We start from the raw sequence: 25,228 nt of genomic DNA on the forward strand, positions 1-25,228 counted from the left end.
TTACACCGCCGGCTGCGCCGGCGCCGGTCCCAGCGTCGTCGTACCCGGCGCCGTCCGGTGCCCCAGCCCCGTCCGGTACGCGTCCAGCGCCGCCTCGATCCGCCCACCCCGCCGCAGCAGATCCCCCAGCAGCCGGCACAGATCCGCCAGATCCCCCGCCGCACCGGCACGTTCCAGCAGACTCAGCGCCCGCACATAGTGCTCCTCCGCCTCCTCCACCCGCCGCGCGTCCTCCGCGATGATCCCCAGCAGCCGGTGCGCCGCCGCCGCGTGCACCGCGCCCCGCTCGGGCGACAGCCCGCCGAGCACGTCCCGCAGCAGCTCCGCCGCCTCCTGCGAGCGCCCCCGCCGGTGCAGCACATCCGCCAGCTCGACCGTCAGCTGGCTGCTGTAGAGGGCCGCGCGCGTGGCGGAGAGCATGTGCAGCGCCTCGCGCATCTCCTCCTCCGCCCGCTCCAGTTCACCGTTCTGCGCGTACACGTACCCGCGCATCCAGTGGCAGTTGGCCAGCTCGGTACGGAGTTGCAGCCCTCGGTACAGTTCCGCGGCCTTGGCCAGCGAGGCGTCCGCCTCCGCCAGGCGGCCCTCGGCGAGCAGGGTGCGGGCCACCGACCGGTGCATGCGCGCCACCAGCGCGGGATCGCCGGACTGCGGCGCCAGCGCCAGCGCGAACTCCGCGGCCTGCGCGGCCCGCGCGTGCGCGCCCATGTCCATGTACGGGCCGATCACACTGGCGTAGAGCAGCAGCAGCGCGTCCGGGTCGTGCAGCCCGCCCCGGTTCAGCTCGTCGAGCGTGGACTCCAGCAGGTAGACGGCGTACCGCAGTTCCCCCGCGAGGTAGTGGGCGACGGCCCGCCCGCGCAGCGCCGGCACCCGCGCGGTCAGCGGCGCGTCGGAGAGCCGGGCCTCGGCGCGCTCGAAGTACAGGCGGCCCTCGGCCAGATCACCGGTCTCCAGCGCGCACTCCCCGAGCCCGAGCAGCGCGGCGGCCTCCTCCTCGGCCAGACCGTGCGTCTCCGCCTCGGCGAGCAGCCCGGTGTACTGCTGCACGGCCTCCTCCGCGGCACCGGCGGCGAGCGTGCGCTGCGCCTCGGTGAGCCGCAGCCGCAGTTCGGTCACGAGCCGGGCGGGGCGTCCGGTCGCCAGTTCGTCGAACTCGACTCCCAGACGGGCGGCGAGATGCCGCAGCGCGTCGTCGGAGGGACGCACCCGTCCGGCCTCCAGCGTGGAGATGTACGCAGGGGTGTACACGGGCTCGGCCAGCTGTTTCTGGGTCAGCCCGCGCTCCACACGCAATTGCTGCACCCGGCGCCCGATGGTCCCGGGCTCGTCCCGATCCCCCATGCCAACTCCCCCAGTGCCCCTTGCCGTTCGCGTTCGACAGCCCCTAGGTTAAACCGCGAATTAAACATGCTTAACCCATCGCTGTTGCGAGGTCGCCGTGCTGGAACCCATACGCACCACCGAGCGCTACGCCCGAGGCTTCGCCGCGGCCGTCGCCGCGGTCGCGGCGCTGGTCCTGGCAGCGAACGCGGGCCCGGCCAAGGCCGCCGACCCCACACCGGAGCCGCACCCCACGGCACCGGTGGAAGCGGCGGTGCGGTAAGGGCGGCGCGGCGCCGCGGTGCCCGTCAGCCGGGCAGCGCCCTGCGCAGTGCCTCGTCCAGCCGCTCCGCCAGCTCCTCGTCGCCCGGCGGGTCGTCACCGAGGAGCGGGCCGAGCTGAGCGGTGAGTGTCTGGTTGAATCCTCCCCTCCCTGAAGGGGAGGGGATTCCTGGCTCAGGCTGCCTCCGGGAGCAGCGCTCCCGGAGGTCTTACGCCCTCGACACCAGCCGGGTTGAGACCAGCCCGGACCAGCATCACGCGGGCGGAGTTCTTGTCCCTGGGGGAGACGACTCCGCACGTGGTGCAGGTGTAGGTACGTTCCGAAAGAGGAAGTGCGTGCTTGGTTCTCGCTCCGCACAATGCGCAGTCCATGGTGGTGTGCGCGGGATGCACGAGACGGATGTCCCGTCCGTGCTTGCGGCCCATCTCGATCAGGGCCGTCTTGGTGGCGCCGATCGCCGCGTCAGCGGCCTTGCGGGCCATGGTGGTACGGCTGAGGAACTTCGGCCGGAAGTCCTCGACGGCGATTGCGTCGTGGTCGCGGACGACGCGCTTGGCCCACTTGCGGGCGGTGTCCTGCCGCTGCCGGGCCACCTTCTTGTGCAGCTTCGCGGTCTGTGCCTGGGCTTCGCGGTAGCCCTTGGAGGCGGCCTGTCCGCGCGCGTTTTTACAGCGGGCCATCATCCGCTGGTAGCGGGCGAGGCGCTGCGCGGCGCGCTTGCCGTGCTCGGCGTGGGGGAGGTCGTGCGCGTCGGATGTGGTGGTGGCGGTTTCCTTGACGCCCCAGTCCACACCGAGCACGCGCCCCGTGGCGGGGAGCGGCTGCACCTCGGTCGCGACGACGAACGACGCGTACCAGTGCCCCAGGCTGTCCTGGTAGACGCGCACGCTGGAGGTCGCGGCCGGGAGGTCGCGGGACCAGACGACCGTCAGGACAATCCCGCCCGCGAGGTGCAGGCGGCCGTCCTTGAGGCGGAACCCTCGGGTGGTGTAGTTCAGCGTGGGCAGCGCGTCCCGCTTCCGCTTGATGCGGGGCATCCCGGCGCGCTGCCGGACCGGCAGCTTCGCTTTGATGTCCTTCATCGCCTTGGCGCGGGACTGGGCGAAGTCGCGGATGGTCTGCTGCTGCGGCACCGACGCACCCTCACGCAGCCAGGACATCGCGGTGCGGGCCTCGGTCAGCATCTTGTCGAGCTGCGCCGGTCCGCACGTCGTCTTCTCGACCGTCCCCTGGTTCGCGGCGTGGACCTTGCGGGACATGGCCACGCACTCGTTCCACACCCACCGGCAGCGCGCCCACTCGGCATCAAGGCCGGCGCGGGCGGTCGACGACACGCGGAGCCGGAAGGTGTACCGGGCATGCCCGGCCCCGCCGGTCGCCGTTGGTGTCGTCATGCGCTCATAATAGCACCATGGATAACGAAGTACGGATGACGCTCCGCCTCCCCGAAGAGCTCCGTGACTGGCTGCGCGACCACGCACAGCGCGAACGCCGGTCCCTCAACTCGGAGATCGTCTACATGCTTGAGGTCGCTCGCGCCGCCGTGGGTGGCGACGACCAATCGCCCTGACGGCGATTGCTCTATCCCGTGCCCCGCTACGCCGGAGCTTCGATTCCTCCCCGCCCTGAAGGACGGGGCATCCTCGAAGGAGACAAGGTGAAGTCGTACTCCGACACGCCGACCAGCAGCGCCCGGTTCACCCGCTCGCGCGGGCCGTCGGGGGTCACCGGCCTACCTGTCGTCGACGTTCACCGGTTCGACTTCCGCGTCCGGCGGCTCGCCGGTCTCGACGGCGCTCCGATTGGCGCGCCAGGCCGCCACCGCCCGCTTGACCTGCTCCAGGAGCTCCTGGAAGAACACGGCCGCGCCCGCCCCCGTGACGACGAGGACGATCTCCGTGCCGACGCCCATCGGGGCACCGGTGCCGTCCGGTACGGGCCGTTCGTGGATCCGTAACTCGCCGGCCCGCACCCGTTCGTCGAGCGGTTGCTCTCGTCTCAGCCACTTGCGCAGCGCCCCGACGTCCCGCTCGGTCGCCGTCCCGTCCAGGCGTACGCGAATACCCTGGTTGGCCACACCGTCCCCCTCAGCCATGACTCACCATCATGGCACCGCCCCGGCCCACTGGGGAGGGTCCGTACGTCACTCAGCTCTGTGTCTGCAACTGCCGCAGCTGCCGGCGCACATGGTCCAGCGCGCCCTCCCGGCGGCCGGGTACGCGGCCGCGCAACTCCGCCAGGACCGGCCCGAGTTCACGGGCCGTGACCGGGTCGCCGATGCGGCCCCACTGGTGGTGGGCCCGGTCCGCGGCCGCCTCCACGGCGGGCGCGTCCGGCGGCTGGCCCGCGGCGAGCCGGGCGGTGGCCACCGCCAGCCAGGCACGGCAGCTGCGCGCCGCGTCCCCGGCCAGCATCGCCAGGTCCGCCCGTACCTCGGTCCAGTGCATCGCCTCCTCGGAGACCGGCCCGTGCGCCAGACCGGCCGCCTGCTCCAGCCGCGCGGCGAGCGCGTCGGCCTCCGCGTGCCGGCCGGCCCTGACCGCGGCGGTGACGGCCGCGTGCGGGTCACCCGGCAGCGGCCCGCGCCGGGCCAGCACCAGCCCCGGGTCCCCGCCGTCCGCCGCGATCCGGGTCAGCGCCCGCTGGTGCAGCTCCTCGTCCGGCGGACGCCGCCCGCCGCGCAGTATCGTCGCGACCGCCTTCATGTACGCGGGCGCCGCGACCGTCCGGCGGGACGGCGGCGGTGCGATGCGGCCGTACACGGCGGTGTCCCGCCCGCAGTCCAGCGGCGCCGGGCCGCCCGGCGGCGGCGCGGACAGCGACGGCCAGGTCTCCGCGTCGGCGTGCAGGTCGAGGATCAGGGTCGTCGCACCCGCCGGCCGCAGCCGCAGCTCCTCCCGGAACCAGTGCCAGGGCAGGCCCGTGTACCGCACGGTGGACGCGGTCGTCCGCGCCAGCGCCAGGTGCGGCAGCCGCTGCCGGCGGTCGAGCTGGAGCTGCCCGGTGACGTACACGGTCAGCGGTCCCGGCGCGGCGGCGGCCGCGCGCAGCCGGGTCAGCACGGCCTGCGGCTGAAGCGGGTCGGCGAGTTCGACGACGTTGGCGGTGTCCGTGCCGGACAGCACGGCGGGCGGGACGGCGGCGAGGACCGGGAGCACGGACGCCGCGTCCACCAGCCGCCCGCGGCCCACCGGCGAGGCCGCCAGCAGCAGCACGGTTCCGGGCATGATCCCCTCCCCTGTCGATCATCTACGCAGCACGGTAACCGCTGCCGCCGCACAGGGTGCGGTCAGTACGGCGAACGTCCCCCTTCGTGGCCTTCGCCCACCGGCACCCCGGTCCGCCGCACCGCGAACGCGGTGGTGTCGTCGGCCAGACGCCCCCCGGAGTGCCGCAGCGTGCCGTCCCGTACGAAGGAGACGAGCCGTGCCGGTGCGGCGAGCCGCGGATCCCTCGCCACGGCCCGCCGCACCTGGTCGGCCAGCGGGTAGAAGCGCCCCTCGGCGTCCCGCGCCTCGGTCACCCCGTCGGTGACCACCAGCAGCGTCTCGTCGCTCTCCAGCGGCAGCCGGCACATGCTGGGCCGCCCGGGTGCCAGGTCGCGGTAGCCGAGCGGCAGCCCCCCGGCGACCGGGACGGCGCGTACGCCGTCGGGGCCGACGGCCAGCGGCGGTTCGTGCCCGAAGACGATGGTGTCCACGACGTCGTCCCGGTCCGCGGGGAAGCCGAGCAGCACGGCGGTGGCGAACCGGTCGCCGTCGGCCCGGCCGATGGCGGTGGTGTACTCGCGGTGCCGCCGCATCCGGGTCTCCAGACGGTCGGCCACGGCCGTCAGCTCCCGCTCGTCGTAACCTGCCTCCCGGAACGTGCCGAGCAGCACGGCCGCCGTCTCCACCGCCGTCAGCCCCTTGCCCTGCACGTCGCCGACGAAGACGCGGGTGCCGTGCGGACCCGGCTGGATGTCGTAGAAGTCGCCGCCGACCCGCGCCTCGGTGTCCGCGGGGAGGTACAGCTCCGCATGGTCCAGACCGCCCCAGCCGCGGGGCAGCGGGCGCAGCACGGTACGCCGGATGGTGTCGGTGACGTCCCGCATGTGCAGCGCACGCCGCTCACCGCGCACCCGCACGATGCACGCCAGGGTGGCCAGGACGCCGCCGAGGGCGACGAGGATGAAGTCCGGCAGCCCCGCCTGGTACTGGTGCGGCCAGGCGCTGTCCACCAGGGTGTAGACGCCCATCGACGCCACGGCGAACAGGGCCGTTCCCCACACGCCGCAGATCGCGGCGGCGATGCCCGGCACCAGCACGATCCAGGAGAGGATCCGGAACTCGCCCGTGGTGTTGCGGTCGGCCACGGCGATCGCCGTGAGCAGCAGCAGCGGCGGCACCCAGGCGACACTGCGGCCCCGCACCCGCAGCACCTCCTGCCCGTGCACCACGTCTCGACGGCCGGCCGGCGGGTACCGGTCGTGCAGGCCGTGGCCCCCGCTCCCCGAACTCACGGCCCCAGCGAAACACGGGGCCGCACGCCCCGCATCCGGTCCCGGGCTACGGGTCCGTGCGGCCGACTTGCCAGGGGGGCGCGGTGGGTGTGCCCTGGGAGGCGGGGGCGAGGAGAGAGGAGTGCTCTCATGGCGCATGCGGCACCCCGGGCCCGTAAGGCGATCGAGCGGGGCGGCGAACGGGGCAGCACGACGGACGTCCTCAGCCCACGGGCCCACAGGGCGGCGCTGGTCGTGATGCCCGTCCTCCTCGGGCTGGTGTACGGCTACTGGGCGGCGGCCAACCGGCGCTACGGCGGTCCCATCACCGGCTGGAACCTCCTGTTCGGCTTCCTGACCGCGCTGGTGTTCGCCGTGGTCCTCATGGCGCTGCTCGTCCTCGCCCCGAAACTCCGCCGGGAGCTGCACGCGGTGGTGTGGGCGGTCTTCAGCGGCGCGGCGGTGGGCTTCCTGTTCAGCCAGTCCGGCGGGAGTGTGCTGCGCTCCGCGGCGCTGTCCCTGGCGGTCGCGGCGGGCGTCTTCGCCACGATGTTCTACCGCTTCTACACCCACGAGGACGCGGAGGGCCACCGCATCACCTAGCCTGCGGGCAGTCGTGCCTCCCCCAGTGCCTTAAAGGCCTGGGAGGTGCCCCCAGGGCGGCACGGGTGGGCGCAGGCGGCGGCGCCCCGCTGTCGCCGGGCTGCGATTTTTTTCCCCCCGCCCAGCCCCAGCTCCGCCCTCACCCGTACGCCCGCGCAGCACTGGCGCACGGCACCCCCACCCCCTTGCCTGGAACCGTGCGCCTCCGCAACTCCCTGTCCGCCGCCCTCGTGGCCCTCGCCTGCCTCCTCACCCCCTGCACCGCCCTCGCCGCCTGGGCCACCCTCGCCCTGACGGACACCACCCGCTACGTCGACACGATGGCCCCCCTGGCCGCCGACCCGGCCGTACGCACCGCCGTGGCGGACACCGTGGAGGAGGAGGTCCTGCGGAAGCTGGCCCCGGAGGCCCAGGGCGCGCAGAGCTCCGTCCTCGCCCCCTTCATCCGGGACGCCGTCCACTCCTTCACCGGCACACCGGCGTTCCGCGCCGCGTGGGAGACGGGGAACAGGGCCGTCCACGACGCGGTCCTGCACGCCCTGCGCGACGACACGGCCGTCCGGGGCCCCGTCACCGTGGACCTCGCACCGGTCACCGCGCAGCTGCGCGAGCGCCTCGCCGCCGACCACATGCCCTACGCCCACCGCATCCCCGTCGAGCACACCGAGGTCGCGGTGGTGCCGGCCGAGGAGGTGGCCGGACTCCGGAAGGGGTACCAGGTGCTGCACGCCGCCGCCTTCTGGCTGCCGCTCGCGACCGTCGTCCTCGCCGTCACCGGGATCGCCGTCGCCGCCTGCCGGCGCCGTGCGCTCACGGCCACCGGGCTGGGCACGGCGCTCGGCGGCGCCCTGCTCGTGCTGGCGGTCGCCATCGGCCGCCGGCTCACCCTGGCCGACCTGCCCGACCGCGACCACCGCCCGGCGGCGGGCGCGATCTACGACGCCCTCACCGCCACCCTGCGCACCGCCGCCTGGCTCCTGCTCGCGGTGGGTCTGACGGTGGCCCTGCTCTCCTGGCTGACGGGCCGCTACGGCACCCGTCGCCGCCCCGGGTCGCCGACCGCCCACGCCGCCCCGGACGGCCCGTCCCGGCAACCGCCCGCCACGCTGCCGCGTCTTTGAGGAAGTATGCGTGTCAGCGCGACCGCGAGCGGAGGGCCTGGACGTTGGAGACTGCGACTGCCGGCCCGACGGTCACCGGGGACGGAGCGGGACCGCGCGGCGGGGGAGGGCGACGGTTCGGCTCCTGGTGTGCGGCGCTGCTGTTCGCCGGGGTGAGCGTGGTCGTCGGCTGCCGCACCGCGGACACCGACGGCATCACCCCCGTGCCCCAGCTCCTCGCCTTCCTGCCCTGGCTGCTCGTCCCCACCGCCGCCGGCCTGCTGTTCACCCTGCTCGCCCGCTGGTGGACCGGTGCGGTGTGGGGCGTGATCCTCCTCGGCCTGCTGGCGTGGTTCATCGAGCCGTACGGGAAGAACGTCGACCCCTCGGGCCGCCCCGTCGCCGAGCTGCGGGTGCTGACCTCCAACGTGGAGTTCGGGCGGGCCGCCGACGCGCTGATCGAGACGGTGCGCCGCGAGAAGCCGGACATCGTGTTCGTCCAGGAGTGCGAGTACCGCTGTGACGCGGCCCTGAAGCGGGAGCTCGCGAAGGACTACCCGCACCGGCAGGCCGTGGCGGGCGGCGGCTCCGAGGGCTCCGTCATCCTCAGCCGCTTCCCGCTCGAGCCCACCGACGGCGTGCGCGGCACCATGGGCATGCCGGGCGCCGTGGCCGACGTCGACGGGCACGCCGTACGGCTCCAGCTCGCCCATCCCATGCCGCCGCTGCCCGACCAGGTGCCGCTGTGGCAGCGGGAGCTCGGCCGGCTGCGGGACGCGGCCGCCGCCGATCAGGACACCCCGACGGTGCTCGCCGGCGACTTCAACGCCTCCCAGGACCACGCGGCGTTCCGCCGCATCCTCGACACCGGTCTGCGCGACGCGGCCCGGCTCGACGGCGCGGACCGCACCCCGACCTGGCCGTCACGGACCACCCCCGCATTCGGCGCCCAGATCGACCACGTCCTGGTCTCAAAGAACTTCACAGCCGAAAAAGCCCGCTTCCTCAGCCTCCGAAACACCGACCACGAAGCCCTCATAGTGAACCTGACCCTGCACGCCACGTAGCTGCGGGCAATCGTGCCTCCCCCAGTGCCTCAAGGGCCTGGGAGGTGCCCCCAGGGCGGCACGGGTGGGCGGTGGGGGTACCTCCCGCTCGAGCGAAGCCGAGAGTGGGGGAGGCACCCCGCTATCGCCGGGCTGCGCAACACCCCCCGGCCACCCCAACGCCGGGCGGCTACCGGTTACCGCGACTTCTGCAACGCCTTCTCCGCCTTGTCCAACGCCGCGGCAAACCCATTCGCCCACAGCTGGTTCACCCGCGACCGCTCCGCGGAGTTCGGGTACGGGTTCGTGCAGGAAGGACCGGGCCCGCCCCCGGACATCAGCTCACTGCACGGCCCGGAGTAATGGTCCGGCAGCCCGAGCACGTGCCCCGTCTCGTGCGCGGTCACGCGCGTGGAGTCGTAGACCTGGTTCTGCCGGTAGTCGAGGAAGATGTACCCCCGGCCGTGACCGTCCGTCGACGCGTACGAACCGCGCGAGTCGTTGCCCTCGTAGTACGAGAAGTCCGCGCCCGACGTGCCGGCCTGGAGTCTGACGTTCGAGACCGAGCTGTTCCATATCTGCGCGCTGCGGGATATCTGCGAGGCGAACGAGGGCGCCCTGGAGGCGTTGTAGACGACGGTGACGGCCGCCGCGCTCGACGGGTTCGCGGCCCGCTTCTCGGCCGCCGACTTCAGCACGGCCTCGAAGAACGCACGGTTCGCCGCCGCTTCTTCGGACGAACCGTCGTACGCGGCGATCGAGGCGGACGCACCGTGGTCGAGGGGGGCGGGGGCCGCCGTGGCGGGAGCGGTGCCGAGGCCGAGGGCCGTGAGGCTCAGCCCCGCGGCGGTGAGAACGGACATGGGCATGCGCATGCGCATCGATGACTCCTTCGGTGGGGGTGAGTCACGTGTCACCGGTGAGTGTCCGCGCCCGTACGGCGGCTGTGATGATGGCAACCGGTGATAGGACCGTGCTATCGGCGCACTTCGGCCAACCGCCGCGCCCGCCCGACTCCGCCTGAACGGACGGGATTTGTATGTCTGGTGAAACGTGAACTTCCGCCTTACCCTCCCAGGGCATGGAGCTCGAGGTCAGGCACCTCAGGGCGCTGTGCGCGATTGCCGACACCGGCAGTCTCCACCGCGCCGCGCGCCAACTCGGCGTGGCCCAGCCCTCGTTGAGCACGCAGTTGCGGCGCATCGAACAGGAGCTGGGCGGTGCCCTGTTCGTACGCGCACGCACCGGCTGCCGCCCCACCCCACTGGGCCGGCTGGTGCTCAGCCGCGCCCGTCCGCTCGTCACCGAGCTGCGCTCCCTGGTCACCGAGGCCCGGGCGGCCGCCGTCGGTGGCCGCCAGCTGCGTATCGGCTCCACCGCCAGCCGGGCGCTGGCCGGCTGGCTGCGCCGACTGCGCCGGCACTGGCAGGAACCCACCCTCCACATGGACGTCTCCCCCAACGCCCTGCTGCGCATGGTCGCCGACGGACAGCTCGACGTCGCGTTCGTGCACGAGGTGGAGGGCTGCCCGCTGCGCGTCCCGGAGGGCCTGCGCACCCGGGTCCTCATCGAGCGCGAGCCCCAGTTCGTGTCCCTGCCGGCCGACCATCCGGCCGCCGCGCACCCGGTCGTCCACCTGTCCGACCTGGCCGGCGACCGCTGGATGATCGACCCGACGGTCGACGGCGAGTGGGACGCCGTACGCCGGATGCTGCGCGCCGCCGGAATCAGCCCGCGCGTGCTGCACGGCGACTACCACACCGCCGCGTCGCTGGTCGCCACCGGCGAGGTCGTCACCGTGTGCCAGCCGACGTCGCCCTCCCGCCCCGAGACGGCCGTCCGCCGCCTGTACGGCGATCCGCTCGGCGTACGGCTGCTGCTGGCGGCCCGTACGGAGACGGAGCTGGAGGGGGTCTATCCCGACCTGGCCGACGCCTACCGGGAGGTGGCGCTCCAGGCACCGGCCTACCGGGAGTGGCTGGAGGAACTGGTACCCGGCCCCTGACCGAGCCCGGCCCCCCAGCCGCCCCCTCACCGGAACGGCCGGTGTCAGACCCCGATGTCCCGCCCGTCCGCGCGCCACACCGCGACCACGGCGGGCCGGACGTACGTACCGGGCCCGTCGGGCCAGGCGCTCCCCGGGTTGTCGACGGTCGCGCCGTCCACCTCGCCCGGGTGCTGTACGGCGACCAGGACCCGCCGGTCCTGGATGACCGGGCCGCAGGTCTCCGCGCCGTTCGGCACAGTGAGGAACTGCTTCAGCTCACCGCGCCGGTGGCCGCGCGTGGCAACGCCGAAGAGGCCGTCGTGCGATCCGAGGGCGCTGCCGTCGGTGGAGATCCACAGGTTGCCGTGGTCGTCGAAGGCGACGTTGTCCGGGCACGAGATCGGGCTGACGGAGTCCTTGGGGAATCCGGCGAAGTACGTCGCCGGGTCCTCCGGGTCACCCGCGACCAGGAACAGCGACCAGGCGAAGGTGGTGCTGTCCGGCCGGTTCCGGCGCTCGGTCAGCTCCAGCACGTGGCCGTGCTTGTTGGCGTTGCGCGGGTTGGCCTCGTCGGCGGCGGGGTTGCCCTCCCTGCCCCGGTTGGAGTTGTTGGTGAGGGCGAGGTACACCTTGCCGGTGACCGGGTTGGGCTCGATGTCCTCGGGCCGGTCCATCTTGGTGGCGCCCACCTTGTCACCGGCGAGGCGCGTGAAGACGAAGACCTCCTCGGCGGTCATGCCCTCGACGTGCGAGATCGCACCGTCGGCGGTGGCGGTGGCCAGCGGGATCCACCGTCCGCCGCCGTCGAACTCGCCGTCCTCGGGCAGCCGGCCCGTCCCGTCGATCTCCATGGCGGGCGAGTCACCGGTCAGCTTGGCGACGTACAGCGTGCCCTCGTCGAGCAGCGAGAGGTTGTGCTCGCGCGCCCAGCGGCTGTTTCCGTGCCGCATCCGCTTGCTGCCGACGAACTTGTAGAAGTAGTCGAACCGCTCGTCGTCGCCGGTGTAGACGACCGGACGCCCGTCGTGCGTGAGCCGCACGGTCGCGCCCTCGTGCTTGAACCGGCCGAGCGCGGTGCGCTTGCGCGGGGTGGAGTGGGGGTCGTACGGGTCGAGCTCGACGACGTAGCCGAAGCGGTGCGCCTCGTTCGGCTCCTGGGCGAGGTCGAAGCGCTTGTCGAACCTCTCCCACTTGCGCTCGGTGGCTCCGCCGCCGATGCCGTACCGCTTGTCGGTCGCGCTGCTGCCGTGGGCGAAATACTGGTTGAAGTTCTCCTCGCCGTGCAGGGTCGTGCCCCAGGGCGTGGTGCCGCCGGCGCAGTTGTTGAGGGTGCCGAGCACCCTGGTGCCGCTCGGGTCGGCGGAGGTCTTCACCAGGTCGGACCCGGCGACGGGGCCGGTGAGCCGGAACTCGGAGGTGGCGGTGAGCCGCCGGTTGAGGTGGTGCCGGCGCACGGGCGTCAGCCTGCCGCTGCGCCGCTCCTCCTCGACGGCGACGACGGCGAGCCCGTGCGCGGCCCAGGCGATCTCCACCTGCTCGCGGGTCGGGTTCTCCGGGTCGTAGTCCCGGAACATCAGGATCTCGTCGGTGTACTCGTGGTTGGCGACGAGCAGCTGCCGGCCGCGCTCGCCGCGCAGCGGCAGCAGCGCGAGGAAGTCGCAGTTGTACCCGAACTGTCCGGCCTGCGCACGGGCGCTCTGCCGCTCGGGGTCGAAGGCGGGCGCACCGCGCAGGATGGGCTCGCCCCAGCGGATGACGACGTTCTGCCGGTAGCCCTCCGGCACCGTGACGGCGTCGTCGGTGTTCGGCGCGACGGGAGTGAACCGCAGACCGCGGGCGCTCTTGCGTGGGTGAGGGTGGTGACCGTGCCCGTGCCCGTGCCCGTGGCGGGTGGCGGCCGCCGCGGCCTGCGCCTCGGGAGCCGCCACGACACCGGCCGCTCCGGCGCCCGCCGCGGCGACGGTGACGACCGCGGCGGCGCGCATCATGGAGCGGCGGCTGAGGGCACCGGCGATGACGTCGCCGACGTACTCGTTGGAGCTGGTGTTGGGCACCTCGTGGAAGCAGGCGTCACCACACCGGAAACGACAAGTCAGGGCGGACCGGCCGCCAGGATGGGAATCGGACGGAGTTCCGATCAACGGCAGCAGCTTTCGCACGTGGTTCCTCCTTGGATGCCCGTGGTGTCAGCGAGACCGTAGGGGCACATATGTGCGGTAGCCGGGCGCCCGGATGAACGGTGAGTGAACCCGCGGCAGCGTTCGGGAAGGTGAGCGGGTGACTGCGAATCACCGTCCCGGGGGGCCGGATCGCCCCCTTGACATATACGATTCCGCAAACCCAACCCTGCCCAAGATCGCCCTTGCGGGCCGTTAACCTTACGTGTCCGTCCTGGCCAGGGTTTGACGGGCATAAACTCACGCGAAGGGTTGCTCACATGGGCATTCTCACTCTCCTGCGGAACGCGTTCGGACGGTCACGCAAAGCGAGGACCGCTGAAGCGGAGGGTGCGGCACCGGCCGCCGAGGCGACGGAAACGGCCGCTCCGACGGCGTCCGAACCGGCCCCGGAACCCACCGCGAGCACACCGGCGTCCCCGACGATTCCGTCCCCCTCCCCGGAACCGGCTCCGGAGCAGACCACGGCGTCGGTCCCGGAACCGCGCGACGACGAGCACGACCTCGTCAGCGCCGCATTCGACAACATCACGGTCCCCGCCCAGGGCCCCTCGGACGCCCCGGAGCCCAAGACGGAGCCCGCCCCGGAGCCCAAGCCGACAGCCAAGACCGAGGCAGCCCCCGAGGCCAAGGCCGAGGCCGAAGCAGAGGCCGCCTCCCAGCTCGCCCCGGAGGCGGAGCCGAAGCCCGAGACAAAGCCGGAACCCGAACCGGAACCGGAGCCCGAGGCCAAGCCGGAGGCAAAGACCGAGGCGGAGCCCGAGCCGGAGCCCGAGCCGGAGCCGGAGGCAAAGACCGAGGCGGAGCCGGAGCCGGAGCCGGAGGCAAAGACCGAGGCGGAGCCGGAGCCCAAGGCCGAGGCAGAGGCCCCCGAGCCCGCTCCGGAGGCGGAGCCGGAACCGGAGCCCTCCCCCACCGAGGACTCCCCCGCAGCCGCCGACGGCGAGCAGGCCCCACAGGGGCCACCCGCACCCGACAACGAGAGCAGCACGGGTGGTGCGGGTGGGAACGAAACCCGGGCCGAAGCCGAAGGCGAGGCCGAACCAGCCACCCCCGCCACCCCCGCGACGCCCGCCACAAAACTCCGCAACACCACCCTCACCACCGCCTACAAGGCCGCCGGCGCCACCCTCAAGAAGCACGACCTCACCGGCACCCGCGCCAAGATCTACCTCGTCCTCGACCGCTCCGCGAGCATGCGCCCGTACTACAAGGACGGCTCCGCCCAGGCCCTCGCCGAGCAGACCCTCGCCCTCGCCGCCCACGTCGACACCGAGGCCACCCTCCACGTCACGTTCTTCTCCACCGAACTCGACGGCACCGGTGAGCTGACCCTCACCGACCACGAGAACAAGATCGACGAGCTGCACGCCGGGCTCGGCCGCATGGGCCGTACCAGCTACCACGCCGCCGTCGAGGCGGTCCTCGCGCAGCACGCGAAGGAGCCGGCCGGCACTCCCGCCCTGGTGGTCTTCCAGACCGACGGCGCCCCCGACGCCAAGACCCCCGCCACCCAGGCCCTCACCGACGCGGCGAAGAACCACCCCCACGTGTTCTTCTCCTTCGTCGCCTTCGGGGAGCACGACAACAAGGCCTTCGACTACCTCCGCAAGCTGAAGACGGAGAACACGTCCTTCTTCCACGCGGGCCCCACCCCCCGCGAGCTCACGGACAAGGAGCTGTACGAGGGCGTCCTGGCCTCCTGGCGCCCGTAACCCCCGCCCGGGGCGGGCGGACGGCCGTAGTGGACACCCGCCCCGGCCGGACGGCCGCCCGCCCCGAAACGCGTGTGAGTCGATCTCCGCGGGCCCAGTAGGATTTCGACCATGGCGGCCACTGGATCAGAGAAGCAGGGGGCGAAGGCGTACTACGTCTCGACCCCCATCTACTACGTCAACGACGCTCCTCACCTGGGCCACGCCTATACGACCGTCGCAGGCGACGTGCTCACCCGCTGGCACCGCCAGCGCGGCGAGAAGGTGTGGTACCTCACCGGCACGGACGAGCACGGTCAGAAGATCATGCGCACGGCCGAGGCGAACGGGGTCACCCCGCAGGCCTGGGCCGACAAGCTCGTCACGGAGGCCTGGAAGCCCCTGTGGGAGCACCTCGAGATCGCGAACGACGACTTCATCCGCACCACGCAGAAGCGGCACACCGACCGCGTCCAGGAGTTCGTGCAGGACCTGTACGACAAGGGCGAGATCTACAAGGGCGGCTACGAGGGCCCGTACTGCGTGGGCTGCGAGGAGTACAAACTCCCCGGTGAGCTGATCGACGGCGAGGGGGAGTACGAGGGCCAGAAGCTGTGCCCGATCCACAAGAAGCCGGTGGAGATCCTCAGCGAGGAGAACTACTTCTTCAAGCTCAGCGAGTACACCGACCGGCTGCTCGCGCACTACGAGGCCAACCCGGGCTTCATCCAGCCCGAGTCCGCGCGCAACGAGGTCGTGAACTTCGTCCGCCAGGGCCTTCAGGACCTGTCCATCTCCCGCTCGACGTTCGACTGGGGCGTGCCGGTCCCGTGGGACGACAAGCACGTGATCTACGTGTGGATCGACGCGCTGCTGAACTACGCCACGGCGGTCGGTTACAACGAGAACCCGGAGAAGTTCGAGTCGACGTTCCCGGCCGACGTGCACCTGGTCGGCAAGGACATCCTCCGCTTCCACGCGATCATCTGGCCGGCCATGCTGATGGCGCAGGGTCTCCCGCTGCCCGGGAAGATCGCCGCGAACGGCTGGCTGATGGTCGGCGGCGAGAAGATGAGCAAGTCCAACCTGACCGGCATCAAGCCGCAGGACCTGACCTCGCACTTCGGCGTGGACGCGTACCGCTGGTACTTCCTGCGGGCGATCGCCTTCGGCCAGGACGGCAGCTTCTCCTGGGAGGACTTCTCGGCCCGCTACACCAGCGAGCTGGCGAACGACTACGGCAACCTCGCCTCCCGCGTGGCGGCCATGGTCAACAAGTACTTCGGCAGCGAGCTGCCGGCCGCGACGGCCGACGGCGAGGCGGAGAAGGCGATCCACGACGGCCTGGCGAAGGCGGTCACGGAGGCGGACCGCCGCGTCGGCGACGAGCTGGACTTCCAGGGCGGCATCCTGGCGGTGTTCGACTTCGTGAAGCAGGTCAACGGCTACATCACGGAGCAGGAGCCGTGGAAGGTCGCGAAGGACGATTCGCAGGAGGGCAGGGCCCGCCTGGCGACGATCCTCTACACGGCCGCGGAGTCGCTCCGCGCGGTGGCGGTCCTGCTCAACCCGATCATGCCGGACACCTCCCGGAAGCTCTGGGACTCCCTCGGCGCGGAGGCGGGCCTCGGCCCGCTCGCCGACCAGAAGGTCCAGGAGTCCGCCACCTGGGGCCTCCTCCCTGCCGGCTCCACGATCACCAAGGGCGCGGTCCTCTTCCCCCGTCTCGAGGAGAAGCCGACCGCGTAGGACGCGTCGCGGACGTCCAGAGGCCCGGAAACGCCGTGTTTCCGGGCCTCGCTCAGCTTCCCGACGCGTGCGCCACGAAGTCCGCCCACGCGTGGCGCGTCAGCACGAGCTGAGGACCACCTATGTGCTTGGAATCGCGGACGTGCACCACGTCGGGGGGCGTAGCAATCTCGATGCAGTCGTTGCCGTCGCCGCTGCTGCTGTAGCTGCTCTTGAACCAGACCAGTGCAGAAGCGTCGTGGCCGGTGGAGGTGCCGATCATGTCTCTCCAAGCATCTGCTCGATGAGGGCCCGCGACTCTCGGGGCGTGAGAGCCTGCGCCCGGATCATTCCATAGCGCAGTTCAAGGATCCTGAGCTGCTTCGGCTCGGACACCGGGCGACCGCTGAACGCGCCCTCGGAGCGACCCACCGCAGTGCCGTCCGGAAACTTGAGCACCTCGATCAGCCCGCCCGTGCCGAAGTGATCCTCGCAGTCAGTCGGCATCACCTGAATCGAGACGTTCCGCAACCGCCCGAGCTCCAACAGGCGTTCGAGTTGCCGCCGCCACACCATTCTGCCCCCGACCGGGCGCCGCAGCGTCACCTCTTCCTGGACAAAACTCAACGTCGGCGCCGGTGACCGCTCGAAGATCGAACGACGGGCCATCCGCGCGGCCACCATGCGCTCCGTTTCCTCATCCGAGTAGGCAGGAAGCCACGCTTCGAAGAGCGCCCGCATGTGCTCCTCGGTCTGCAACAAACCGTGGATGTTGTGGTTGCTGTACAGCGCCGCCTCGACCGCCTGCGCCTCCAGCTTGCCCAGCGCCCGCACACTCTTCGGATACCGGACCTTCCTCACGTCCTCCCAAGCCGCCGCGATGAGCCCACCCGCGCCCAACACCTTGTCGGCCTTGGCCAGATACTCCTGTCGGGGAATCCGCTTCCCGCCCTCAATCTTGTAGACGAGGTCGTCCCCGTACTTGACCGCCGCCGCGAAGTCGGCGACCCGCATCCCCACGGCCTCCCGCCGCAGCCTCAACTGACGCCCCACCGTGGCGAGTACGGCCATGCCCCACTCGTCCTCCGGGTCCACCTCCCACCCCGGCTCGTCCTCCTCGGCGCCGGTCCGCAGCCGTACCGCCTCGCCGTCCACCGACATGCCGCACCCCTCCGTCGTACCGCCGTGCTGTTCAACGCCCGGACTCGCAGGCCGGTTTCCGACGGTCCGGACAGCGGCCGACAAGCTCCGACAGTCACCCTACGTATCGGCGCTGTCACTATTCACGGTAAGCGCGTACGGCCACGCTCGGTCACGTGAACAGCGAAAAGACCACCCAACTTCTGTCACCCGCCGACCACTTCAGCGTGCTCCTGTCACCCACACCCCGCAGTGCCCGCCTCGCCCGGTTGCTCGCCACGGACTGGACGCGCGACCGGGACCTGCCCCACCGCACCACCGAGGCCGCCGAACACCTCGTCGCCGAACTCGCCGCCAACGCGGCCACCCACGGCCGGCTCACCGGACGCGACTTCCGTCTCGCCCTCCAGACCGACGGCGCGATCCTGCGCATCGAGGTCACGGACACCCGAGGTGACGCCCTCCCGCACCGCCGCGTGCCCGCCCCTGACGAGGAGTCCGGACGCGGCCTGCTCCTCGTCGAGGCCCTCGCCGACCGCTGGGGCGTGGCCCTCGGACCGGTCCCCCGCAAGACCGTATGGGCGGAACTCGATCTGCCACCACACTGACCAGCGGAAACGACACCGGCACCGGAACCCCGCCGCGTGTGTTCCGGTGCCGTCGGCCGTCTTTCCCAAGGACCACGGGAGAGAAAGAAACCCTGCCAAGCCCCACCCCTCCCGCCCACGGCGCATGCTCACTCGCGTGGGTGAATATCACCAACTGGAGTGGATATGCCACAGGTTGCCTGCCCTACGCTCGGCGCAGCACGGCACACAGCCCCAGACACGCAAACGGCCCCCGCCGGGAGTGACGTCCCGTTGCGAGGGCCTGACCACCAAGGAAGTTAGGGCTTCCCGATGGACATCCGAAACACTAGCGTGCCCCCGCACGCCCAGTCCCGTGACAGCGGGAAAAACCACCCCTCCGGGCACCCTCGAACGAAGCGGCGCCCTGGCGGCGTCACCCACGACAACACCCGCCACACCACCCGCTTCACGGTGATCGGCAACCACCTCACCCAGCACCCGGACCTCTCCCTGCTGGCGATCGGACTGGCGTGCCACATCCAGTCCCTCCCCACCGGCACCCCCGTCGACATCAAGACCCTCGCCGCCCGCTTCCCCGAGGGCCCGACCCGGATCGCCGCCGCCCTGCGCGAACTGGAGACCCACGGCTACCTGCGCCGCACCCGCGAACGCACCCCGACCGGCCGCCTCGTCACCCGCACCGTCTCATGCAACCAGCCCGGCCGACGCGACACCGCGTCCGGAACGAACGAGAGGCCCACCCCTCCGGCCCGCCGCACAGCCACCGCCCCGCAGCAGGAACCCCCACGCCGTCGCGCTCTCCCCGCCGTACCGAAGCCCGGCCACACGTCCCCCGACCTCCTCCGGGCGGCCGCCGACGTCCTCGCCGGCCTGCGCCGCGAAGACCCCCGACTGCTGCTCTCCGCCACCGACGCCGAACACCTCGCGCCGGGCGTCGTCGCCTGGCTGGAGCGCGGCCTGACCCCCATCGCCGTGAGCAAGGCCCTGGCCGGGGACCTGCCGCTGGAGCCCCTGATCCGGCCCGCCGCCTTCCTGGCCCACCGCCTGACGGCCAAACTCCCGCCCCTCCCGCCCTACCGCGCCCCCGAACAGCCCCCGCCCGTCCAGCACCCCCTCCGCAACTGCGACACCTGCGACCACGGCTACCGCGGCCCCGACCCCCACCACTGCCCGGGCTGCCTCGCCCTCCGACAACCGCCACTCACACCCGCCTGACGAGGTCCCCGTCCCTCCGCCCCTTCACCGCACAGGAATCCCCATGGTCAGTTCGCCCCACGAGGCGATGCACCGCATCTTCCAGCAGTACCCGGACCTCTTCTCCGGAGTGTCCGAGGTGCTCGGCATCGACTTCCCCAGGCCCACCTCGATCACCGTCCTGCCCAACGACCTCACCGAGACCAGCCCCGTGGAACGCCGCGTGGACACCCTTCTGCGGCTGGACCCGGAGGACGGTGAGCCGCTGCTCCTCGCGGTCGAGGCCCAGAGCGGGAAGAGCCCCGACAAGCCCGCCAGCTGGGCGTACTACGCCTCCTACGTCCTCAACAAGTACCGGCTCCAGCCGCTGCTGCTGGTCGTCTGCCAGGACCGCGCCACGGCAGAATGGGCCGCACGCGAAGTCAGCTTCGGCCCGCGTCAGTGGCCGTTGCTGACCCTGCGGCCGCTGGTCGCGGGACCGCAGAACATGCCGGTGCTCACCAACCCGGCCGAAGTCCGCAAAGACCTGGCCCTCGCCACGCTGTCCGCGATCACCCATGCCACGCATCCGGACGCCGGGGCCATACTGAAATCCATGACGACCGTCCTGCGGGACACGCCGCAGGACATCGCCGCCCCGATCATCGAACTCGTCGCACAAGGCCTGGGCAAGCACCCGGCAGCACAACTGTGGAGGAAACTGGTGGCCGTGGACCTCTCCTTTTACAAGTCCGACCTCTCCGAGGAAATCCGCAACGAGGGCCGAGCCGAGGGGCGAGCTGAGGGGCGAGCTCAGCGTGCTGCCGAGGACGTCCTCGACATCCTGGAAGTACGCGGCATCGGCATCCCCGAAGCCGTCCGTGAACGCGTCACCGGCTGCGACGACCTCGAGATCCTGCGCCACTGGCACCGGCGGGCCGTCACGGCCCCGACGGCCGAAGAGATCTTCGAAGACGAATAGAGCAGGGGCCGTGGCGATCGTCCCGTGTCTTGAGGAGGAGCCCGCCGCGTAACGCGCTCGCTACAGCAGGGGCCCGGGAGAGGAACGGATCTTCTCCCGGGCCCCTCTGTTTTGCGACGATCGCGACAAGGCGCCCGACATCCGGCCGCCTCAGCTCACGTGGGGGGATTCGTTCCATGGCACTCTTCGGCAACGCGCACAGCATCGACCCGGCCCAGGCGCAGCACGATTACGCGCGTCTGCTCGGCCACGGCGAGCAGATCCACGCGGCCTACCTGCTGATCCGCGACACCATCCTGTTCACCGACCGCCGTCTGATCATGGTCGACAAGCAGGGCATCACCGGCAAGAAGACCGAGTACCACTCGATCCCGTACCGCAGCATCACGCACTTCGCCGTGGAAACAGCCGGCCACTTCGACCTCGACGCCGAACTGAAGATCTGGCTCTCCGGCTCCCAGACCCCCATCGAGAAGACCTTCACCAAGGGCGTCGACATCTACGAGGTCCAGGCCATCCTGACCCAGTTCGTAGCTCGCTGACCCGATCGGGCGAACATCCCACATATGCCGGACGCATAGGCCACGAGCGCACCAGTCTGGTGCACATGGTCACAGCAACACACGAGGCCTCCCACCGGCTCTTCCAGGAACACCCGGAGGCCCTGGCACCCGTCTTCGAGGCACTGGGGCTGCCGCCACCCGCGAAGACGGACTTCCACGAGCTCTCGCCGGATGTCACCGAAATCCGGCCGGTGGAAGCGCCGCGCGGACACGGTCCTCATGTTCGAGCCCGACATGGGAGAGCACTTCGTCCTGGCCGTGGAAGCCCAGACGAAGAAGGACCCCGACAAGGCGAGGAACGGGGCGTACTACGTCTCCTACCTGCACGCCAAGTACGACCTGCCCGTCCTGCTGGTCGTCGTCTGCCGGGACCGGTCCACCGCGGCTTGGGCAACGGGCCCCTTCACCTGCACCGTGTACTCGTGGACGACGCAGGCCACCCGGCCGTTCGTGCTGGGCCCGCAGACGGTCCCGGAGGTCACCGACGAGACGGTGGTGGCCCAGCAGCCGGCCCTGGCGGCGCTCTCGGCCCTCGTGCACAGCTCGACGTGGTGTGAGACGGGTATGAGGGGACGTCTTGCCCCGACAACGCTCAGGGATTGCCCCCCTGGACGCCCGCGCGTACCTGCACGGGCCTGCCGGACGGCGGTAAGTGTGTGCAAACGATCGCCTCAGCGGAGCGTGACTGCCTTGCATGCCGACAGATCCGGTCCTGGTCGCCAGGAGGGCACACCCCATGCCCTGCCCGCCGGTCAGCGTTCGCCCGTCGCTCCCGGGAGTACCGCTCCTCGCCTCCTTGCCCTGCAAAGAGCAGCCGGCAACTCCGCGGTGCACCGAGCACTGACGTCCGGTGACGTCGCCGTGCCGGTGCAGCGGCTCGTGATGGTCGGGAAGCGGGTGTACTCCAACGATCCGAGGCAGTCCGCGCACGAGCGGACCGCGGACTCGCTGTGGAACTCCGTCGTCGCGGTCGGCGAGCGGCGGACGGACTCGGCACGGGAGGAGTTCGAAACCTACCGCGAGCAGATGCGCAGGCAACTGGACAAGTGGGTGGACGACCGCGGCGTGGGCGCGGTCAGCCCGGATCCGGCCACGGCCAAGAGCCACCCGCGGGGCCGCAAACAGCAGTCTCGTGCCTATGTCAACGCGGAGGAGCTCTACGAAGGCCTGCTGGGCTGGGTGAAACAGAAGCCGGGGCGCCACGACGAACGCGCATGGGCCGAGCAGGTTCAGAAGTCCTCCGACATCGACCGCCACCTCGACGCGCTTCTGGTGAAGATCGGGGGCTGGCTCGACGAGCATCCGGACCTGCTCAACGACCCCGGCCGGCGGGTGGCCCTGTTGCGGGAACTGCGGACCAGCCGGGTGTATGACGACGCCGGCCGCGCCCGCCAATTAGGGACCTACCGGGTCAACACCGCGAAGATGGCGAGGAAGGGGCGGGGCCCGGCCACCCGGATCGGCACGGACATGATGGCTGTCATCAAGCGCCCGGAGAAGTACGGCCAGATGGACAAGCTCGCCGTACTGCACGACCTGCAGGAGTATCTGAAGCCTCCCCGCAGCCTGGAAACCGCGGGTTCGCGCCTTCTCGGTGTCCCCGGTCGGAACCGGACACAACACACCAACGAGATCGACCCTGCCACCGGTCGGCGGACGGGGGCGACGTCGAGTCGCGGAGTGCGGCACCCACGCCTGGACGGGGAGATACTCCCCACGCGTGTCGAGAACGACCCCACCACCCGCCTCGCCCGGCAGCACAACGTGCCGGTGTGGTCCGGGTCGTCCCACACCGCGGCCCGCATGCTCCACCTCGGTGCCGAGGCGGGCGGCACCAGCAGGGAGCTGGGGGCCATGGCCTGGGCCCTGTTCGCCTTTTGGCGCATCAATTACGACCACACGTCGAAGATGGCCTACCACACCCTGCACGAGACACTCGACATGGCATCGAACTTCGGTGTCGACTACAACATGCTGGACCGTGGCGCGGGCCTGGACGACTACCGCCCCGGCAAGCTGCTGGGTGAGATGCGGGCGACCATCGCCGCGCTCCGCGGTGATCTGGCCGGACTGGGCGAGGCGGTGAAACAGCACGACCTCACGGCGGCCGACGGCAGCAGCAAGCTGGCGGCCCGGTACCACGTCCTGAGCGAGAAGGTGGACGCGGCGGCCCAGGGCACCGGCTGGATGTTTCTCTCCGGTCCCGAGGAGAGGGCGGTCGCGCGCCGGAACGCGGCGCTGACCCTCCAGGCGGCACTCACCGACTACACGTGGCTCTGCGAGGACCTGGCCCGCTCACCCGCCGTGGCCGACCCGGAGTGGGCCCGCAAGCCTCCGCCCAACGAGCCCTAGTGCCGACACCGTTTCACGCGGTGTCCGCTCCCGGACGCGTACAGGGCCCGGCCCGTCCGCGGGACGGTGAGGGCCTCGAACCTGTGCCGGTTCCGGGCCCTCACCGTCGTCGCCGCTACTTCGGCTGCGGCTTGCGTACCGCGAGGTGGAGTTCCTTCAGGCGGGGCTCCTCCAGCTCGGTCGGGGCGCCCATCATCAGGTCCTGGGCGTTGCCGTTGAGCGGGAAGGCGATGGTCTCGCGGATGTTGGGCTCGTCGGCGAGGAGCATGACGATGCGGTCGACGCCGGGGGCGATGCCGCCGTGCGGCGGGGCGCCGAAGCGGAACGCGCGGAGCATGCCGGCGAACTTGTCCTCGACGGTCTCACGGTCGTAGCCCGCGATCTCGAACGCCTTGAGCATGATCTCCGGCTCGTGGTTCCGGATCGCGCCGGAGGACAGCTCGACGCCGTTGCAGACGATGTCGTACTGCCACCCGAGGATGTCCAGCGGGTCCTGGGTCTCCAGGGCCTCCAGGCCGCCCTGCGGCATCGAGAAGGGGTTGTGCGAGAAGTCGATCGCGCCGGTCTCCTCGTCCTTCTCGTACATCGGGAAGTCGACGATCCAGCAGAAGCGGAAGACGTTCTCCTCGAAGTGGCCGGCGCGCTTGGCGGCCTCGACCCGCACCGCGCCCATGATCTTCGAGACCTCGTCGAACTCGCCCGCGCCGAAGAACACCGCGTGGCCGGGGGCGAGCGAGAGCCGCTTGGTCAGCTCGGCCACGTTGTCCTCGGTGAGGAACTTCGCGATCGGGCCGGTCAGCGAGCCGTCCTCGGCCACACGGACCCAGGCCAGGCCCTTCGCGCCCAGCGAGACGGCGTAGTCCCCGAGCTGGTCGAAGAACTTCCGCGGCTGGTCCTGGACCGCCGGCACCGGCAGCGCCCGCACGTGCTTGCCGGCGAACGCCTTGAACTCCGAGCCCTCGAAGACGTCGGTGATGTCGACGAGCTCCAGCAGCGCGCGCAGGTCCGGCTTGTCGGAGCCGTACTTCAGCATCGCCTCGCGGAACGGGATGCGCGGGAACGGCGACGTCACGTGCCGGCCGTTGCCGAACTCCTCGAACAGCGCGGTCATCAGCTTCTCGACCGGCTGGAAGACGTCCTCCTGCTCGACGAAGCTCATCTCGATGTCGAGCTGGTAGAACTCGCCCGGCGAGCGGTCCGCGCGGGCGTCCTCGTCGCGGAAGCAGGGCGCGATCTGGAAGTAGCGGTCGAAGCCGGAGATCATCAGCAGCTGCTTGAACTGCTGCGGCGCCTGCGGCAGCGCGTAGAACTTGCCGGGGTGCAGCCGGGACGGGACCACGAAGTCACGGGCGCCCTCGGGAGAGGTGGCGCTCAGGATCGGCGTCGCCATCTCGTTGAAGCCCAGCGCCGTCATCTTGTGGCGGATCGCCGAGATCACCGACGTACGCAGCAGGATGTTGCGGTGCATGCGCTCGCGGCGCAGGTCCAGGAAGCGGTACTCCAGACGCCGCTCCTCGTTGACACCGTCCTCGGTGTTGATGGTGAAGGGGAGCGGAGCGGCCGCGCCGAGCACCTCGACCTCGCCCACCTCCACCTCGACCTCACCGGTCGGCAGCTCGGGGTTGATGTTCTCCGTGCCGCGGGAGACGACCTGGCCGTCGACGCGGACCACGGTCTCCTTGGAGAGCTTGTCCAGCGCCTCGTACGCCTCCGTGCCCGGTCGCGCCACGAGCTGCGTGATGCCGTAGTGATCGCGCAGATCGATGAAGAGGATGCCGCCCAGGTCGCGCCGATTGTGCAGCCAGCCACTCAGCCGGACGTCGGTGCCGACGTCAGAGGCGCGGAGCTCGCCGCAGGTGTGGGACCTGTACCGATGCATCGTCGTTCATCCAGCCTTCGCGGATCGGGGTCTGTGTTTCACGTGAAACTCCCCCAAGCCTACCGGCCGGGCCGGCCCCGCTTCTCCGCCATTGCCTCCCGGACGGGCACCGCCCTTCAGTGGAACTT

Annotated in this window: 23 protein-coding genes; 13 read left to right on the plus strand and 10 right to left on the minus strand. The window is 71.2% G+C overall.

Annotated features, from left to right (window positions below; translation table 11 throughout):
* Window positions 1-1,344: a tetratricopeptide repeat protein gene (locus AC5L3C_RS18265; RefSeq protein ID WP_493649918.1), complete on the minus strand. Its 1,344-nt coding sequence runs from the start codon at window positions 1,342-1,344 to the stop codon at window positions 1-3.
* Between the two features lie 97 nt (window positions 1,345-1,441).
* On the opposite strand from AC5L3C_RS18265, the gene AC5L3C_RS18270 reads away from it, so the two are divergent.
* Window positions 1,442-1,606, plus strand: a complete 165-nt coding sequence (locus AC5L3C_RS18270; protein WP_493649919.1) for a hypothetical protein — start codon at window positions 1,442-1,444, stop codon at window positions 1,604-1,606.
* A gap of 173 nt (window positions 1,607-1,779) precedes the next feature.
* Here the strand turns inward: AC5L3C_RS18270 and AC5L3C_RS18275 are convergent, their stop codons facing one another.
* The gene (locus tag AC5L3C_RS18275) at window positions 1,780-3,000 is read right to left on the minus strand and encodes an RNA-guided endonuclease InsQ/TnpB family protein (RefSeq protein ID WP_493649920.1); all 1,221 of its coding nucleotides are present in this window, start codon (window positions 2,998-3,000) and stop codon (window positions 1,780-1,782) included.
* A gap of 17 nt (window positions 3,001-3,017) precedes the next feature.
* On the opposite strand from AC5L3C_RS18275, the gene AC5L3C_RS18280 reads away from it, so the two are divergent.
* On the plus strand, window positions 3,018-3,176 hold the full coding sequence (locus AC5L3C_RS18280; protein WP_493649921.1) for an Arc family DNA-binding protein: 159 nt from the start codon (window positions 3,018-3,020) through the stop codon (window positions 3,174-3,176).
* A 162-nt stretch (window positions 3,177-3,338) separates the two neighbouring features.
* Here AC5L3C_RS18280 and AC5L3C_RS18285 read toward each other — a convergent pair whose 3' ends face one another.
* The 3 genes from AC5L3C_RS18285 to AC5L3C_RS18295 form a co-directional block, all read right to left on the minus strand.
* Entirely contained in the window at window positions 3,339-3,701 is a 363-nt protein-coding gene (locus AC5L3C_RS18285; protein ID WP_493649922.1) for an effector-associated constant component EACC1, read from the minus strand.
* 52 nt (window positions 3,702-3,753) lie between these two features.
* Complete coding sequence (locus tag AC5L3C_RS18290) at window positions 3,754-4,833, minus strand: hypothetical protein (RefSeq protein WP_493649923.1); 1,080 nt, start codon at window positions 4,831-4,833, stop codon at window positions 3,754-3,756.
* Between the two features lie 62 nt (window positions 4,834-4,895).
* A complete protein-coding gene (locus AC5L3C_RS18295; protein ID WP_493649924.1) occupies window positions 4,896-6,107 on the minus strand; it encodes a PP2C family protein-serine/threonine phosphatase in 1,212 nt (403 codons plus the stop codon).
* A 129-nt stretch (window positions 6,108-6,236) separates the two neighbouring features.
* On the opposite strand from AC5L3C_RS18295, the gene AC5L3C_RS18300 reads away from it, so the two are divergent.
* From AC5L3C_RS18300 to AC5L3C_RS18310, 3 genes are all read left to right on the plus strand, one after another.
* A complete protein-coding gene (locus AC5L3C_RS18300; protein WP_493649925.1) occupies window positions 6,237-6,689 on the plus strand; it encodes a hypothetical protein in 453 nt (150 codons plus the stop codon).
* A gap of 197 nt (window positions 6,690-6,886) precedes the next feature.
* Complete coding sequence (locus AC5L3C_RS18305) at window positions 6,887-7,810, plus strand: hypothetical protein (protein ID WP_493649926.1); 924 nt, start codon at window positions 6,887-6,889, stop codon at window positions 7,808-7,810.
* 44 nt (window positions 7,811-7,854) lie between these two features.
* Complete coding sequence (locus tag AC5L3C_RS18310) at window positions 7,855-8,856, plus strand: endonuclease/exonuclease/phosphatase family protein (protein ID WP_493649927.1); 1,002 nt, start codon at window positions 7,855-7,857, stop codon at window positions 8,854-8,856.
* A 176-nt stretch (window positions 8,857-9,032) separates the two neighbouring features.
* Here the strand turns inward: AC5L3C_RS18310 and snpA are convergent, their stop codons facing one another.
* Window positions 9,033-9,716 carry a snapalysin gene (gene snpA, locus AC5L3C_RS18315; protein ID WP_493649928.1) on the minus strand — a complete coding sequence of 228 codons (684 nt, stop codon included), beginning with the start codon at window positions 9,714-9,716 and terminating at the stop codon, window positions 9,033-9,035.
* A gap of 200 nt (window positions 9,717-9,916) precedes the next feature.
* Here snpA and AC5L3C_RS18320 point away from each other — a divergent pair, with 200 nt between their 5' ends.
* Entirely contained in the window at window positions 9,917-10,840 is a 924-nt protein-coding gene (locus tag AC5L3C_RS18320; RefSeq protein ID WP_493649929.1) for a LysR family transcriptional regulator, read from the plus strand.
* A 44-nt stretch (window positions 10,841-10,884) separates the two neighbouring features.
* Here the strand turns inward: AC5L3C_RS18320 and AC5L3C_RS18325 are convergent, their stop codons facing one another.
* Window positions 10,885-12,981, minus strand: coding sequence for a PhoX family protein (locus AC5L3C_RS18325; RefSeq protein ID WP_493649930.1), 2,097 nt, complete (start codon window positions 12,979-12,981; stop codon window positions 10,885-10,887).
* 278 nt (window positions 12,982-13,259) lie between these two features.
* On the opposite strand from AC5L3C_RS18325, the gene AC5L3C_RS18330 reads away from it, so the two are divergent.
* Together AC5L3C_RS18330 and metG are read left to right on the plus strand one after the other, a co-directional pair.
* Window positions 13,260-14,714: a VWA domain-containing protein gene (locus tag AC5L3C_RS18330; RefSeq protein ID WP_493649931.1), complete on the plus strand. Its 1,455-nt coding sequence runs from the start codon at window positions 13,260-13,262 to the stop codon at window positions 14,712-14,714.
* Window positions 14,715-14,825: 111 nt separating this feature from the next.
* Window positions 14,826-16,442: a methionine--tRNA ligase gene (gene metG / locus AC5L3C_RS18335; protein ID WP_493649932.1), complete on the plus strand. Its 1,617-nt coding sequence runs from the start codon at window positions 14,826-14,828 to the stop codon at window positions 16,440-16,442.
* Between the two features lie 52 nt (window positions 16,443-16,494).
* On the opposite strand, the gene AC5L3C_RS18340 is transcribed toward metG, so the two are convergent.
* Together AC5L3C_RS18340 and AC5L3C_RS18345 are read right to left on the minus strand one after the other, a co-directional pair.
* The gene (locus AC5L3C_RS18340; protein ID WP_493649933.1) at window positions 16,495-16,704 is read right to left on the minus strand and encodes a DUF397 domain-containing protein; all 210 of its coding nucleotides are present in this window, start codon (window positions 16,702-16,704) and stop codon (window positions 16,495-16,497) included.
* On the minus strand, window positions 16,701-17,582 hold the full coding sequence (locus AC5L3C_RS18345) for a helix-turn-helix domain-containing protein (protein WP_493649934.1): 882 nt from the start codon (window positions 17,580-17,582) through the stop codon (window positions 16,701-16,703). The genes AC5L3C_RS18340 and AC5L3C_RS18345 overlap by 4 nt, the downstream gene beginning before the upstream one ends.
* Before the next feature lie 155 nt (window positions 17,583-17,737).
* On the opposite strand from AC5L3C_RS18345, the gene AC5L3C_RS18350 reads away from it, so the two are divergent.
* From AC5L3C_RS18350 to AC5L3C_RS18370, 5 genes are all read left to right on the plus strand, one after another.
* The gene (locus AC5L3C_RS18350; protein ID WP_493649935.1) at window positions 17,738-18,169 is read left to right on the plus strand and encodes an ATP-binding protein; all 432 of its coding nucleotides are present in this window, start codon (window positions 17,738-17,740) and stop codon (window positions 18,167-18,169) included.
* A 291-nt stretch (window positions 18,170-18,460) separates the two neighbouring features.
* Window positions 18,461-19,366, plus strand: a complete 906-nt coding sequence (locus tag AC5L3C_RS18355) for a helix-turn-helix domain-containing protein (protein ID WP_493649936.1) — start codon at window positions 18,461-18,463, stop codon at window positions 19,364-19,366.
* Between the two features lie 43 nt (window positions 19,367-19,409).
* On the plus strand, window positions 19,410-20,306 hold the full coding sequence (locus AC5L3C_RS18360) for an RpnC/YadD family protein (protein WP_493649937.1): 897 nt from the start codon (window positions 19,410-19,412) through the stop codon (window positions 20,304-20,306).
* A gap of 176 nt (window positions 20,307-20,482) precedes the next feature.
* A complete protein-coding gene (locus AC5L3C_RS18365) occupies window positions 20,483-20,848 on the plus strand; it encodes a PH domain-containing protein (RefSeq protein WP_493649938.1) in 366 nt (121 codons plus the stop codon).
* Window positions 20,849-21,088: 240 nt separating this feature from the next.
* Window positions 21,089-23,221, plus strand: a complete 2,133-nt coding sequence (locus tag AC5L3C_RS18370) for a hypothetical protein (RefSeq protein ID WP_493649939.1) — start codon at window positions 21,089-21,091, stop codon at window positions 23,219-23,221.
* Between the two features lie 115 nt (window positions 23,222-23,336).
* Here the strand turns inward: AC5L3C_RS18370 and aspS are convergent, their stop codons facing one another.
* On the minus strand, window positions 23,337-25,100 hold the full coding sequence (aspS, locus tag AC5L3C_RS18375; protein ID WP_493649940.1) for an aspartate--tRNA ligase: 1,764 nt from the start codon (window positions 25,098-25,100) through the stop codon (window positions 23,337-23,339).
* Between the last annotated feature and the right edge of the window lie 128 nt (window positions 25,101-25,228).

The sequence above is a fragment of the Streptomyces speibonae genome (assembly GCF_984686075.1).

Excerpts from the sequence above, each read along its gene's own strand:
- AC5L3C_RS18265 (WP_493649918.1), bottom strand. The coding sequence starts at position 1,344 with ATGGGGGATCGGGACGAGCCCGGGACCATCGGGCGCCGGGTGCAGCAA.
- AC5L3C_RS18275 (WP_493649920.1), bottom strand. The coding sequence starts at position 3,000 with ATGACGACACCAACGGCGACCGGCGGGGCCGGGCATGCCCGGTACACC.
- AC5L3C_RS18280 (WP_493649921.1), top strand. The coding sequence starts at position 3,018 with ATGGATAACGAAGTACGGATGACGCTCCGCCTCCCCGAAGAGCTCCGT.
- AC5L3C_RS18285 (WP_493649922.1), bottom strand. The coding sequence starts at position 3,701 with ATGGCTGAGGGGGACGGTGTGGCCAACCAGGGTATTCGCGTACGCCTG.
- AC5L3C_RS18290 (WP_493649923.1), bottom strand. The coding sequence starts at position 4,833 with ATGCCCGGAACCGTGCTGCTGCTGGCGGCCTCGCCGGTGGGCCGCGGG.
- AC5L3C_RS18300 (WP_493649925.1), top strand. The coding sequence starts at position 6,237 with ATGGCGCATGCGGCACCCCGGGCCCGTAAGGCGATCGAGCGGGGCGGC.
- snpA (WP_493649928.1), bottom strand. The coding sequence starts at position 9,716 with ATGCGCATGCGCATGCCCATGTCCGTTCTCACCGCCGCGGGGCTGAGC.
- AC5L3C_RS18320 (WP_493649929.1), top strand. The coding sequence starts at position 9,917 with ATGGAGCTCGAGGTCAGGCACCTCAGGGCGCTGTGCGCGATTGCCGAC.
- AC5L3C_RS18330 (WP_493649931.1), top strand. The coding sequence starts at position 13,260 with ATGGGCATTCTCACTCTCCTGCGGAACGCGTTCGGACGGTCACGCAAA.
- metG (WP_493649932.1), top strand. The coding sequence starts at position 14,826 with ATGGCGGCCACTGGATCAGAGAAGCAGGGGGCGAAGGCGTACTACGTC.
- AC5L3C_RS18340 (WP_493649933.1), bottom strand. The coding sequence starts at position 16,704 with ATGATCGGCACCTCCACCGGCCACGACGCTTCTGCACTGGTCTGGTTC.
- AC5L3C_RS18345 (WP_493649934.1), bottom strand. The coding sequence starts at position 17,582 with ATGTCGGTGGACGGCGAGGCGGTACGGCTGCGGACCGGCGCCGAGGAG.
- AC5L3C_RS18355 (WP_493649936.1), top strand. The coding sequence starts at position 18,461 with ATGGACATCCGAAACACTAGCGTGCCCCCGCACGCCCAGTCCCGTGAC.
- AC5L3C_RS18360 (WP_493649937.1), top strand. The coding sequence starts at position 19,410 with ATGGTCAGTTCGCCCCACGAGGCGATGCACCGCATCTTCCAGCAGTAC.
- AC5L3C_RS18365 (WP_493649938.1), top strand. The coding sequence starts at position 20,483 with ATGGCACTCTTCGGCAACGCGCACAGCATCGACCCGGCCCAGGCGCAG.
- AC5L3C_RS18370 (WP_493649939.1), top strand. The coding sequence starts at position 21,089 with ATGTTCGAGCCCGACATGGGAGAGCACTTCGTCCTGGCCGTGGAAGCC.
- aspS (WP_493649940.1), bottom strand. The coding sequence starts at position 25,100 with ATGCATCGGTACAGGTCCCACACCTGCGGCGAGCTCCGCGCCTCTGAC.